The organism is Mesorhizobium sp. C395A (assembly GCF_030323205.1).
Taxonomy (GTDB): Bacteria; Pseudomonadota; Alphaproteobacteria; order Rhizobiales; family Rhizobiaceae; genus Mesorhizobium.
In genome coordinates this window covers 3,459,058-3,471,081 of sequence record NZ_CP100473.1, presented here as the reverse complement: position 1 = coordinate 3,471,081, position 12,024 = coordinate 3,459,058, and the positions used below count along the sequence as shown (strand labels likewise).

The window sequence follows — 12,024 nt, the reverse complement described above, 5'->3', positions numbered from 1 at the left end:
CTGGCCTGATCCCATCTGGCCTGATCCCATCTGAAAGTCATTCCATGCAAGCCAAGCGCAACGGCGACATATCGTTCTGGTATGCGGATCTGGGGGCGGTTCCCGTTCCGCGCCCGTCCTTGCCTGGAAACATCGAGGCCGATGTCGCCATTGTCGGCGCCGGCTATACCGGCCTGTGGACCGCCTACTATCTGAAAAAGGCGAAGCCATCGCTGCGCGTCGTGATCGTCGAGCGCAAATTTGCCGGCTTCGGCGCTTCGGGGCGCAATGGCGGCTGGCTGTCGGGCGGCTTCAGCTGGTCGCGCGAAAAATATCTCAAGACATCGAGCCGCCAAGGCGTGATGGCGATGCAGGCGGCGATGGCAGGCTGCGTTGATGAAGTGATCCGGGTCGCGACCGAGGAAGGCATCGACGCCGACATTCGCCGCGTCGACAATCTGACGGTGGCCACCAACGCAGCGCAGTTGGAGCGCGTGCGCGAAGAATGCGAGACGATCCGTTCCTGGGATGTCGACCCGAACCGCGTCGAGATGCTGGACGCCGCCTCAACGCGCACGCGCATCAACATCCGTAACGTCATGGGCGGCTTCGTCGTCCATGGCCAGGCGCGGGTGCAGCCGGCCAAGCTGGTGCGCGGGCTTGCCGATGCCGTCGAGCGGCTGGGCGTGCCGATCTATGAGAAGACGACGGTGACAAGCATCGCCAAGGGCAGCGTGACGACAGACCGCGGTACGGTGCAGGCGGAGACGATCATCCGCGCGACCGAGGGTTTTACATCAGGCATCCCCGGCGAGGAGCGGACCTGGCTGGCGCTCAACAGCGCGCAGATCGTGACTGAGCCGCTGCCTGCCGACCTGTGGCGCGACATCGGTTGGGAAGGGCACGAACTGCTCGGCAATGCGGCGCATGCCTATTGCTATGCCCAGCGCACGCGTGAGGGACGCATCACGATGGGCGGACGCGGCGTGCCTTATCGCTACGGCTCGCGCACCGACGTCAACGGCCAGACGCAGCAGGCCACGATCGACCAGCTGCACACGATCCTGACGACGCTCTTGCCGCAGACCAAGGGATGCCGCATCGATCACGCCTGGTGCGGCGTGCTCGGCGTGCCGCGCGACTGGTGCACCACGGTCGGCCTCGATCCCGCGACCCGCATCGGCTGGGCCGGCGGCTATGTCGGCCTCGGCGTGTCCAGCTCCAACCTTTCAGGGCGCACGCTGGCTGACCTTGTTCTCGGGGCAAACACCGAGCTGACGAAGCTGCCCTGGGTCAACCGCAAGGTCAGGCCATGGGAACCGGAGCCCTTCCGCTGGCTGGGCGTGCATTCGATGTACCAGCTTTATCGCATTGCCGATGGCCGCGAGGCGGCAGGGCTTGCGCGCACCTCGAAGCTGGCCGCGTTGGCCGACAGCATCACCGGCCACTAAAGCCATTTGTTCTCACGCAATTCCGGGGCAGACCCCTTTCCTGGAATTGCTCTTATCCATGGAGCTAGACTTGATCGATCTTTCGACCTTCCACGATCTCGCCAAGGCCGAGATCGGCGCGTTCTCTCCTAAGCCAAGCTCGATTGAAGGCGATCAGGTCGAGGCCGTGCGCTCGTTCTTTCAATCGCCTGACGGGACTGTCGATGTCGGCATCTGGGAATGCACGCCCGGCCGCTTCACCGCCGATCGTTCGGACTCGTCGGAGATCTGCCACATCATTTCGGGGCGCGTGGAACTGAGCCGCATCGATGGCGAGGTGCGGGAACTCGGTCCGGGCGATCTCCTCGTCCTGCCGCAGGGCTGGAAGGGCGAGTGGCTGATACGCGAGACCACGCGCAAGCTCTACATGATCCAGAGCGCCGGCTGACCGGCGCTACGGCTATGGCGAGCTCAGTGATCGATCGGCCCCTTCGGCGAGACCAGCGCGGTGCCGGCGGTCGTCGGGCGCTCGATCAGGCGGCGCACGCGCGGCGGTTCGTCGCCGCTGTGCAGCGCCCGCACCCGCTCGCCGACGACGGCGTCGGCATGGGTGGCGCGCCGGTTGTGGCGGATGTATTCCAGCCAGGTCGGCGTGTGGTAGTGTTCGATCCAGACTGCGGGATTTTCTAGGTCCCGAGCCAGCGTCCAGTTGCGGGCGCCGTCGCGGCGGCGGATGCGCCCGCGCTCGGCCATGGTGGCGAGGAATTCGGGTACATCTTCGTCGCGGATAATGTACTCTATCATGATGGCGATGGGGCCGCTGCGCGGCTTCAGGTCGAGGCCGAGATGCGGCTCCTTGAAGCGGTTGAGCGGGTCGAGGTTGAGAGTCGTCTGCTGCGGCAGCGGCAGGAACAGGCCGATGGCGCCGCCAACAAGCATCGCGATGGCCGCCGCAATCAGCGCGGTTTCGGCGCCATGCGCATCGGCAACGACGCCCCAGATCCAGCTGCCCAGCGCAATGCCGCCGAAGGTCGCCGTCTGGTAGACCGACAGCACCCGGCCGACGACCCAGCGCGGCGTCGACATCTGCACCGTGACGTTGAAATGCGACAGCGCGATCACCCAGCAGGCGCCGCCGATGAGCAAACCCGCCGCAGTCTGCCAGGCATTGAGGCTGATGGCGGCATTGAAGGCGCAGACGGCAAAGCCGGCGAAGGCCATCCGCACCATCGTCTCGCTGGACAGCAATTGTCTGAGACGCACGCTTATCAGCGCGCCGCCGACGGCGCCGATGCCGAAGGCGCCGAGCATGATGCCGTAGGTCAAGGCATCGCCCTTGACGACGTCGCGCGCCACCAGCGGCAGCAGCGCCAAAACCGCGCCGGCGCTGAAGCCGAAGGCGGAGCCCCTGACCAGCACCTTGCCGATGTTGGGCGACATGGCGACATAGCGCAGGCCGGCGCCCATGGCGGCGCCCAGCGTCTCGCGCGGCAGCGTCGAGACCGGCAGCTCCGGCTTCCAGCGGAAGAGCACGATGATGAGACCTATATAGCTCAGCGCATTGGCGGCGAACGCAGCAGCCGCACCAGCGGCGGCAACGATGATGCCGCCGATCGCCGGGCCGACGCTGCGTGTCAGGTTGAAGCCCAGTGAATTGAGTGCAACCGCGGCCGGCAGCTTGTTGCGCGGCACCATGTCGCCGACCGATGCCTGCCAGGACGGGTTGTTGAGCGCCGTGCCGCTGTCGATTAGGAAGGTGAAGGCAAGCAGCGTCCACGGCGTCATCCAGCCGTTCCAGGTGAACAGCGTTAGAAGTGCAGAGACGACCAGCATGAAGATTTGGGCGATCAGCATCACCTTGCGCCGGTTGAAGCTGTCGGCGATGGCGCCGGCGACGAGTGCAAACAGCATGATCGGCAGAGTGGCCGAGGCCTGGACCAGCGCCACCTGATAGGGCGAGGTGGCGATGGTGGTCATCATCCAGGCGGCGCCGACGCCCTGGATCAGGCCACCGAAATTCGACACCAGGCTGGCCGACCAGACGGCGCGGAAGATGCCGTGCCGGAACGGCGCCAGCGCCGAAACGCGTTCGCTGTCCGGCTCGTCATCGATCATCAGACCTGTCCCACCTTAACGTGCTGGTTTCGTCCGCGGGGACGACAATCATGGCATCCGTTTGAAATAGAGCACGACATCCAAAAGGGCGAACGCGTCTTCGAAAAAGATCATGGTCCAACAACAGGATAGCAAGGCGAAAATACGTCAGCCGGGAATGGTCCGCTACCCAGAGCGATGTTCTCATTGGTCCACTGCGCGGGGCTGTCGGCCGCGCGCGAAGTCAGCTTCTGTCCCGGGCAGCGGTATGCAAGGCTTCGGTCAGCGTGCCTGTCGTCTCGCCGCCGGCGTGAAGGCGCAGGAAAAGCTCCATGCCGACAAGCCGCAGCCTGGACGGTTGCTCGCGCCGCGCCAACTGGACCATGTCCTCCAAATTCGCGGCGGGCCATTTCAAGGCATCGCGCAGGAAACCGCCGCGTAGCAAAGTCTCCGTGCCGGCCGAAAATTGCGACGACATCTCGAAGCCGATCTTGCGCGCCTGGACGTTCTGGCGCGGAATATGCTTTTCAGCGACCTTTCGCAAAAGCCATTTTCCTGTTTTGTCGCGGTATTTCTGCCGCCTCGGCAAATGGATGGCGAAGTCGATCAGGCGGTTTTCCAGGAACGGGACCCGCAGTTCCACGGACGCCGCCATGCTCAGCCGGTCGTGCCGGTGCAGGATGTCCTGCAGATGCGAATAGAGGTCGTAGAGGCAACTACCGAGAAAGGCGCGATCCGCGGGCGGCATAACCGGCTCCAGGCGGTCGAAGATCTCGGTTTGCAGAAAATTCAGCTCCGGCGACAAAGCACGCAGGACCATGCTGCGATCCATTTGTGAGTGGCTTCCAGCCGAGACCTTGTAGGGGGCATGACGCTGTTGCTCGAATCTCCGGTCGAGCGAGCGCTTCGAATGGACCAGGCGCCGGGGCCACGACCAGGAACGCCACTTCTTCATGCTCAAGGCCTGCAAGGGGTAGCCGCCAAACAATTCGTCTGCGCCTTCGCCGGTGAGCAGCACCTTGACGCCATCGGCCCGGCATCGTTCGGCAAGCGCCAGCAGTGCGACATGGCTGGCGTGCCAGCCATCGCTTTCAAGATGCCAGATTACCCTTGGCCAAAGTTCGAAAAACCGGTTCCTGTCGACCGGCACCCGGCGCAAGGGCACGCCGACATGGCGGCCGGTGCGTTCGGCGTCTTCGGCCTCGCTGTTGCCGAGCTGCGGGTCGACGACATAACCGTGGACTTCCGGCCTGAACCGCTTTGCCAGCGCCGTTATCAGGCCGGAATCGACACCGCTGCTGCAGGCGGTGGCAACGCTGGTATCGGCGATGCAGTGAAGTCCGACGCTGTCCTTGAGCAACGCCTCGAGCGTCGCCATGTGTTCAGCATCAGCGGATGCATCGCCGGTAATGCGCGCGGTCTCCAGCACGTCCAGCACATGCCAGAAGCGGCGCTTCTCGATAACGCCATCGGTGATCTTCCACAGGCCGGCGGGCGGCAGGCGCTCGATGCGGTCGAACAGGCTGTAGCTGGAATCGCGGCTCTGCCAGGCAAGCCGCAAGGTGATCTCGCGGCTGTCGATGTCGCGCGGAAAACCGTCGCAGGCGAGGATCGCCTTGTCCTCCGAGGCGAACAGGATTCGCTCCGGCGTGTCGGCCACCGACATCGGCTTGATTCCAAGACGGTCACGCGCAAGCCACAGCGCACTGCTGCGAGCGTCGAAATAGGCGAAGGAAAACATCCCGTCGAACAGCGGCACGGCTTTTTTGGGGCCCCAGTGATGCAAGGCTTCGAGAACCACTTCGGCATCGCAGATGGTTCGAAAGACGACGCCTTGCGCCTGCAGCGTTTCGCGCAGCGAGCGGTAATTGTAGACCTCGCCATTGTAGACGAGAACGCCATCGCCGGAAGAAGTCAGCATCGGCTCACGGGCGGCGGGCGAGGGATCGATGATGGTAAGTCGGCGGTGACCGAGCGCCAGCCGATTGTTGTGCCAGCTGTCATGATCGTCGGGGCCGCGATGTACCAACGCCTGCATCATGCTGGCGACATCCGACAGGTCGTTGGCGTCGATCGGGTTTCGTTTGCGCCAGACGCCGGCTATTCCGCACATGGCCTGCCGGTGAGTTCTGCCTGAGTCATGGCCTGCAATCTAGCCGGAACACAGCCGCCTGCAAGCGCTGCCTAGAACCCGTTTTCAATGCGCTCGAAAATGACGTTGGTGAAGGCCGAGATCTGGCTGCCGATGAACGGACCGGTCAGCGCCACGACCAGCATGATGGCGACGATCTTGGGCACGAAGGTCAGGGTGATTTCCTGGATCTGGGTCAGGGCCTGGATCAGGGCAATGCCGATGCCGACCACCATGGCGACCAGCACCACCGGCGCGGAAGCAACAAGCACCGTCCATACCGCGTACTGGACGATGTCGAGTGCGTCGGCCTCGTTCATGTGAGCGCGCCTCTATGGAACTGTCTAGCTGGCCGGCTTTATCGAAACGCCCGCGCCGACCGGCACTTCGGTGCCGTTCTGCAACACGGCGATCACGCCGTTGCTTGCAAGCTTGACCGAGGCCACGACGCCGGTCGTCTTGCCGTCGGCCGAGGTGATCGAGCGGCCGATCAAGGCATCGGCCTGCGACAGCGCCGAGGACTGCATGATCTGGTCGAGCTTGGTGTTGGTCTGCACCGATTGCTCTACCTGCGAGAAGGTGGCGAGCTGGGCGACATACTGCGTCGAATCCATCGGTTTCGTCGGATCCTGGTTCTTCATCTCGGCGATCAACAGCTTCAGGAACGACTGGTAGTCGACCGCTGTCTTCGACGTCTGCTGGGTGCCCTGGTTGGCGCCCGTGGGGATCGTCGTCGTCATGTCCACATTCATCAGTATTGTGCTCCCACGGCCAGCGGGCGCTTCGCACCCTGAACATCGTCATTGCCGCCAAGTGCGCGGCGTTCGAGCGGATAAAGCGCACGGATAGCCTTCAGCGCTTCATAGATATGGTCTTCGCCGACCATGCGGTCGATCTGCTTCAGCGCGCCACTGATCTGCTCATCCTCGAAGCTTGCCAAAAGCAAGGGCAGCGAGCGGCGGAACATGGCGCGCGCCTCGATGGCGCCGGCCGGGTTCATCAGCATCACCTGCAGGATGAAATAGAGCTGCTTGAGCGGCGTCAAGGCATCGTCGGCCTGGATGACATGGTTCTCGAGCAGGAACTGTACGTCGTTCATCAGCTCGACGGTGACCTTGCGGTCGACGCGGATGACGGCGCCGTTGATGTAGATCTTCTCGTTCGGCTTCAGCGATATCTTCAGCGTGTTGGTCATTGAATGCCGTCCCGGATGATCTGGGACACTTCGATCAGCCCTTCGAAATTGTCGGTGCGGCCCTGGCGGATGTCCTCGGCCTCGCGCAGCAGCCACAGGCCGATGGAGATGAGGTTGGCGCGCAGTTCCTTGGGCAGGACATTGTCGCTGGAACCGAGATCCTCGACGAAGGTGGTCCAGACCCGGTTGGTGAAGTGCAGCGCTTCGACCGCCTCCATCGAGGTGTGGCCGACCGCCGCCGCCGCCGCCAGCATTTCGATCGAGCGGGTCAAAAGCTGCCGCTCGCGATCTTTCGCATCGGCAACGGAGTCGGTCTGGATGTCGGCGTAGGAGAATTGGTACATCGTTTGGCTCTACCGTTGCGGTTGAGATTGTCAGGTCAGGTAGTTCAGCAGGCTCATCTGCTGCAGGCGCGCGGTCAGCGCGAAGGACGTCTCGATATGCTGCGTCAGATCCGCGACGCGGGTGGCTGCCTCGGCGGGGTCGACGCCTTCCAGATCAAGGATATGGCGCTCGAACAGGTCGACCTGCGTCTTCATGCGGTCGCTGGCGTCGGAGACCCGCTTCTCGGCAAGGCCGGTCTCGGCCTGCAGTTGCCCTAGCCCGCCCAGCGCCTCGCCGACCATCGCCTGGGCGCGGCCGACAACGGTGGTCTTCGCCGCCTGGCTGATATTGCCGGACAGCAGGCCGGTGATCAGGGCGGAAGCCATGGCGAGCTTGCGGATGCTGTCGTCATTGGCGCTGGCCGAGGTTTGGGTGGTTTCGCCCAGCGAAATGCGGCTGACGATCTGCTGGTCGGTGGCGTTCGACCAGTTGGCCTGCCAGCCGGAGCCCATGAACTGCGGCAAGACATTGCTGGTGATGAAGCCGTCCATCTGGGCGGCGGTGATGTTGGCGGCGAGCGGATCGGTCTGCGTGAAGCCGAAATACGACGAGAAGGAAGCGTCGAACGCCGCCTTGGCCGGCGAGCCGGCGGCGGTGAAATCGTCGATCGGCTTGACGTCGGTGTTGGTGCCGGCAAACAGATATTCGCCGTTGACGCTGGCGTTGAGGATAGAGGTCATCTGCTGCACGGCGGCCTTGCCGGCTTGCTGCGTGATGGTGCTCGAGGAATTGCCGGCGGCGGTCAGCGCGGTCAGCAAATTCTGCGCAGTGTCGGAAAGCTGGCCAAGCGCAGCCTGCGTCGAGGACAGCCGCGCGGTGACCAGCGAATTGGAATCGATGATGACGTTCAACCGGTCGAGGTCGCGCGAGAAGGTGACCGCCTGCGAGGTGCGCGCGCCGAGCGCCAGACCGACATCGGCGACGGTGCCGGTCGTCGATTCCTTGGTGGCTTTGACCAGTTCGGCCTGCATGCGCATCTGCTGATAGCGCGCGGCGTTGGAGAGAGCGGCTGAGGAGACGGATGTGGCTTTCATGGCTTATCCCACGGCATCGAGCAGGGCCGACAGCATGTCGTCGACGGTTTTCATCATGCGCGCCGAGGCCTGATAGGTGTGTTCGAGGTCGAGCAGCAGCGACATCTCCTGGTCGACATTGACGCCGGTGTCGTTGGACAGCGCCTCGGCGGTGCGCGATGCCAGCGCTTCCTTGGCGTCGGCGTTGCTCGAGGCCTGCTGGCGCTGGCCTTCGAACCAGCCAATGGCATTGGCGGCGTAGTCGGACACGCTGGACGTGACGGTGATGCCGGCCGCAGCGTCGAAAGGCATCGGCTTGTCGAGCTTGTCGCCATAGCCGATCAAGAGCTGCGAATAGGAGGCGTTGCCGGCAGTGTTGGCGATATAGGCCGCACCATTGGCGCCGCCGTCGCGCAGCAGCACCGGATTGCCGCCGACGCTCGAGTCCATTGCGGCGTTGACCTTGATCGAGCCGGCAAGCCCGTCGATCAGCGTGCCGGCGGCCGGAATGGCGGGCGCACCCGACCAGGTGAACAGGCCGGTTCGGTCGGGCTGCGAAGGTGCTGTTTCGGCAAAGGCGGTGATGAGGCCGCGCGCCACTTCGTCGAGCTGGCTCTGCATCGTCGCCGCGACGCCGTCGCGCAAGGTGATGAGCCCGGCGAGCTTGCCGTCGGCGCTGGTGTTGCCGCCAGCCCCGGCGCTGACCGGCACATTGTCGATGTAGATGGTGTTGCCTGGTGTGCCGGCCGTGTAGCCCGCCGACGGGGTGAAACTTACCGAGCGCGGAATGGTCTCGAACAGTGTCGTGCCATCCTTGGTGGTGATGACCATGTCGTTGTCGCCACGCGTGAAGGTCGACACCGGCACATAGTCCGCGATCTTCTTCAGCAAAGCGTCGCGCTGGTCGAGCGCGTCGGATGCGTCGGTACCCGAACGGGTTGCGGAGATGACCGCCTTGTTGGCGTCCTGGAACTGACTAAGCAGCGAGTTGAGATCGTTAACCGCCGTTGATATCTCGCCATCGGCCTGGGTGCGGAAATCCTGGATCGCGTTGGTGCCGTCGTTCAGAGCGCGCACCACCTGCTGGGCCGCGTCGATGACGCTGGAGCCGAGGTTCTGGTTGGATGGCGTAGCGGCGTAAAGCTGCAGCGCGTTCTGCAGCTTGCCGATCGCGGTCGAGGCAGAGGAGGCGTTGTCGACGCCGTTGACGGCAACGGCGAGGCGGTCAATTCCGCTGTAAAGCGTGCTCTGGCCGCTCCATGCCGATTGCGCGCTAAGGTTCTGGCGAAACAGCAGGGCGTTGGTGGCGCGCTGGATCTCGACCGAGCGGGCGCCGGGCGCGCTGCTGACGACGACCGCCGTGCGGCGGGCATAGTCGGGGTTGCTGGCGTCGGCAATATTGCGGGAAAGGACGCTGGTCTGCTTCGATGTGGTCTGAAGCGACTGTTGGGCTATGGTCAATGCGGAAGTCAGCGACATGCGGGTCTTTCACGAGGCCAGTGGGGAGGGGATGACGTCTCTGCCCTGTCGGCGGCGTCGGCGTTCGGAAACCTGAAATTCCAGACCACCCCGGCCGGTTTGCCGGTGTGGCCTTGAATTCGAAATCCGCGCACCGCGCTGCTCTGGTTTGGGTTCATTCCCCTGGCGCCCGTCGTTTATCTCTTCAGGTTGACAAGGACATCCATGAGGTCGGAACCGGTCTGGAACACTTTCGAGTTAGCGGTGTAGCTGCGCTGCGCCGCGATCATGTTGGTCAATTCCTCGGCGATATCGACGTTGGAATTTTCCAACGCGCCGGAGATGATGCTGCCGAGCTTGCCTTCATTGGCGAAGCCGATGCGCACGGTGCCGGAGTCGGTGGACTGCGCATAGACATTGCCAGGCAGTGCGGTGAGGTTGTCGGCGCTCTGGACGTCGGCCAGTGGGATCTTGAACAGCGGCTTGGTCGAGCCGTCCTGATACTGGGCGTAAATGACTCCGTCCTCGCCGATCTGGATCTTTTCGATCGTGCTGGGCGCGTTGCCGTTGACCTTGGCTTCGGAGACCGTGAAGCCGGTGCCGAGCTGAGTCAGCTTGGACAAATCGAGGTCGAGCGACGCACCGCCCGGTACGGGGATGGTAATCGAATCGACGGCGCCGGTGAGTTTGCCGGTGGTGGTGTCGAAGGTCAGGTTGGCCGTGGCCAGCGCGCCGCCCGTATAGGGAAAGGATGTGCCCGGCGTCGCCTGGGACTGGTCGAACACAGAGACCGACCAGGTGCCGGTCCCGGTGTTGGTGAAATAGAGGTCGAGCAGCTTCTTGTTGCCGAGATTGTCGTAGGTGACCATCGAGGATTTCGACGTGTATTCCGCCGTCGGGCTGTTGGTGGACGGCAGCGGACCGGCGGGCGGCGTGGCGCCGGCCGGCAGATTGGCGTTGAAGTTGCCCGCGGTGCTGGGCGTCGCGGTCATTTCCTGGTCGGAGATCTGGACCGGCACCAGCCCTTCGAAACCGTTGGCGGTGGCAGCCGGTGTGCCGTTGGCGTAGCTGTAGGCCATCAGCTGGTAGCCGGCGGCGTTGACCAGTCTGCCCTGAGCGTCGGGAACGAATGCGCCGGCGCGGGTGAGGAAAGGCGTTCCGCTGGGGTCCTGGACGACGAAGAAACCGTTGCCGTTGACCGCAAGGTCGGAAACCGAAGTCGTGTACTGCAGCACGCCCTGGGCGCTGATGGCCGAGCGGATGGTGGTGTTGACGCCGCCGGAATTATAGGCGCCGCCGACCTGCGGCATGATCAGCGTCGAAAACTCGGCCGAGGATCGCTTGTAGCCGGTGGTGTCGGAATTGGCGATGTTGTCGGCTGTCGCCGAAAGGCGGTTGGCCTGCGCGTTCATGCCGGAAACGCCGGTCCGCATCATTCCGTAAAGGCTCATCGAAACGTCTCCTCAATGCCCAACATCGTTGGGCCCATGTCAGTGGTCGCGAGGATATAATTTTTGTCTTGCGCGAGGCTGGCGCAGACCGGCATCAGAACACCAGCCGGTAGCCGAGGAAGCGCTTGGAATCTATCGGGTCCTGACCAAGCTTTTCGCGCAGTTTCTTGCGCAATTTGGAGATGTGGCTCTCGACCACGTTCTCCTCGACCTCTTCGTCGAAGATGCCGTAGATGGCGTTGAAGACCTGGGTCTTGGTGACGCGGCGTCCGCGGTTGCTCGCCAGATATTCGAGGATGCGGCGTTCGCGGCGCGGCAGAGGCAGCGGCTGGCCATCGATCTCGGGATCGCGGCCATCCATGAAGATGCGCATGGCGCCGATCTCGGTGTAGCTGACGTCCTCATGGGCGCGGCGGCGGATGGCGGTGATGCGGGCCAGGATCTCCCGGATATGGACCGGCTTGCGTATGACGTCGTCGACCCCGCTCTCGAACAGCCGCAGCGTATTCTCGAGCGAGTGCTGTTCGCTCAGCGCAATGACCGGAGCGCCGGTGCGGTCGCGGATCTGGCGTGGCGAGATGGTGCCTTCGCGGCAGTCGCCGATGAGGAAGGCTCGGACCGATCGCAAATCCGTGTCGGCGGCCGATGTCACCCACTCGCCGAATTCACCGGACGCGAAGCCTGCACAGGCGACGCCCTCACGATCGAAAAGTGAATTATAGCCTTCAGTTACGAGCTCACGCTCGTCAACGATTACAATCATCGGCCCCGCCTCCGAATCAGATCATCTGCCCCGTGGGAAGAGCCGTAACCGGTGCCGGGAATCCTGAACAACCATCATTTCTTGTAGCTATTTTCTTGGGAGTTATTTCGAGTTTCGAAATAACCG

At 63.5% G+C, this 12,024-nt stretch carries 12 protein-coding genes; 2 read left to right on the top strand and 10 right to left on the bottom strand.

What is annotated here, in order from left to right:
• Window positions 1-44: 44 nt before the first annotated feature.
• Both NLY37_RS16975 and NLY37_RS16970 read left to right on the top strand, forming a co-directional pair.
• On the top strand, window positions 45-1,430 hold the full coding sequence (locus NLY37_RS16975) for an NAD(P)/FAD-dependent oxidoreductase (RefSeq protein WP_023740980.1): 1,386 nt from the start codon (window positions 45-47) through the stop codon (window positions 1,428-1,430).
• A 58-nt stretch (window positions 1,431-1,488) separates the two neighbouring features.
• Window positions 1,489-1,857: a cupin domain-containing protein gene (locus NLY37_RS16970; RefSeq protein WP_081725355.1), complete on the top strand. Its 369-nt coding sequence runs from the start codon at window positions 1,489-1,491 to the stop codon at window positions 1,855-1,857.
• Between the two features lie 23 nt (window positions 1,858-1,880).
• Here the strand turns inward: NLY37_RS16970 and NLY37_RS16965 are convergent, their stop codons facing one another.
• From NLY37_RS16965 to NLY37_RS16920, 10 genes are all read right to left on the bottom strand, one after another.
• The gene (locus tag NLY37_RS16965; protein ID WP_023671898.1) at window positions 1,881-3,524 is read right to left on the bottom strand and encodes an MFS transporter; all 1,644 of its coding nucleotides are present in this window, start codon (window positions 3,522-3,524) and stop codon (window positions 1,881-1,883) included.
• A gap of 223 nt (window positions 3,525-3,747) precedes the next feature.
• Window positions 3,748-5,616, bottom strand: coding sequence for an asparagine synthase (glutamine-hydrolyzing) (asnB, locus tag NLY37_RS16960; protein ID WP_286440097.1), 1,869 nt, complete (start codon window positions 5,614-5,616; stop codon window positions 3,748-3,750).
• A 71-nt stretch (window positions 5,617-5,687) separates the two neighbouring features.
• Window positions 5,688-5,954, bottom strand: coding sequence for a flagellar biosynthesis protein FliQ (gene fliQ, locus NLY37_RS16955; protein ID WP_023671896.1), 267 nt, complete (start codon window positions 5,952-5,954; stop codon window positions 5,688-5,690).
• A 24-nt stretch (window positions 5,955-5,978) separates the two neighbouring features.
• The gene (gene flgD, locus NLY37_RS16950; protein WP_023671895.1) at window positions 5,979-6,386 is read right to left on the bottom strand and encodes a flagellar hook assembly protein FlgD; all 408 of its coding nucleotides are present in this window, start codon (window positions 6,384-6,386) and stop codon (window positions 5,979-5,981) included.
• Entirely contained in the window at window positions 6,386-6,829 is a 444-nt protein-coding gene (gene flbT / locus NLY37_RS16945; protein WP_023671894.1) for a flagellar biosynthesis repressor FlbT, read from the bottom strand. Before flbT ends, flgD begins: the two co-directional genes overlap by 1 nt.
• Window positions 6,826-7,173, bottom strand: a complete 348-nt coding sequence (gene flaF / locus NLY37_RS16940; RefSeq protein ID WP_023671893.1) for a flagellar biosynthesis regulator FlaF — start codon at window positions 7,171-7,173, stop codon at window positions 6,826-6,828. The genes flbT and flaF overlap by 4 nt, the downstream gene beginning before the upstream one ends.
• A 30-nt stretch (window positions 7,174-7,203) precedes the next feature.
• Window positions 7,204-8,247 (bottom strand): flagellar hook-associated family protein, encoded by a 1,044-nt coding sequence (locus NLY37_RS16935; RefSeq protein ID WP_023740982.1) that lies wholly within the window; start codon window positions 8,245-8,247, stop codon window positions 7,204-7,206.
• 3 nt (window positions 8,248-8,250) lie between these two features.
• A complete protein-coding gene (gene flgK / locus NLY37_RS16930) occupies window positions 8,251-9,705 on the bottom strand; it encodes a flagellar hook-associated protein FlgK (protein WP_023686357.1) in 1,455 nt (484 codons plus the stop codon).
• 176 nt (window positions 9,706-9,881) lie between these two features.
• The gene (locus NLY37_RS16925; protein WP_023691731.1) at window positions 9,882-11,135 is read right to left on the bottom strand and encodes a flagellar hook protein FlgE; all 1,254 of its coding nucleotides are present in this window, start codon (window positions 11,133-11,135) and stop codon (window positions 9,882-9,884) included.
• A gap of 94 nt (window positions 11,136-11,229) precedes the next feature.
• Complete coding sequence (locus NLY37_RS16920) at window positions 11,230-11,898, bottom strand: response regulator transcription factor (protein WP_023740983.1); 669 nt, start codon at window positions 11,896-11,898, stop codon at window positions 11,230-11,232.
• Window positions 11,899-12,024 lie beyond the last annotated feature (126 nt).

Bases quoted from the DNA above. Each gene is read 5' to 3' on its own strand.
- flbT (WP_023671894.1), bottom strand. From the start codon at position 6,829: ATGACCAACACGCTGAAGATATCGCTGAAGCCGAACGAGAAGATCTAC.
- flgK (WP_023686357.1), bottom strand. From the start codon at position 9,705: ATGTCGCTGACTTCCGCATTGACCATAGCCCAACAGTCGCTTCAGACC.
- NLY37_RS16975 (WP_023740980.1), top strand. From the start codon at position 45: ATGCAAGCCAAGCGCAACGGCGACATATCGTTCTGGTATGCGGATCTG.
- flgD (WP_023671895.1), bottom strand. From the start codon at position 6,386: ATGAATGTGGACATGACGACGACGATCCCCACGGGCGCCAACCAGGGC.
- fliQ (WP_023671896.1), bottom strand. From the start codon at position 5,954: ATGAACGAGGCCGACGCACTCGACATCGTCCAGTACGCGGTATGGACG.
- NLY37_RS16965 (WP_023671898.1), bottom strand. From the start codon at position 3,524: ATGATCGATGACGAGCCGGACAGCGAACGCGTTTCGGCGCTGGCGCCG.
- asnB (WP_286440097.1), bottom strand. From the start codon at position 5,616: ATGTGCGGAATAGCCGGCGTCTGGCGCAAACGAAACCCGATCGACGCC.
- NLY37_RS16920 (WP_023740983.1), bottom strand. From the start codon at position 11,898: ATGATTGTAATCGTTGACGAGCGTGAGCTCGTAACTGAAGGCTATAAT.
- NLY37_RS16925 (WP_023691731.1), bottom strand. From the start codon at position 11,135: ATGAGCCTTTACGGAATGATGCGGACCGGCGTTTCCGGCATGAACGCG.
- flaF (WP_023671893.1), bottom strand. From the start codon at position 7,173: ATGTACCAATTCTCCTACGCCGACATCCAGACCGACTCCGTTGCCGAT.
- NLY37_RS16970 (WP_081725355.1), top strand. From the start codon at position 1,489: ATGGAGCTAGACTTGATCGATCTTTCGACCTTCCACGATCTCGCCAAG.
- NLY37_RS16935 (WP_023740982.1), bottom strand. From the start codon at position 8,247: ATGAAAGCCACATCCGTCTCCTCAGCCGCTCTCTCCAACGCCGCGCGC.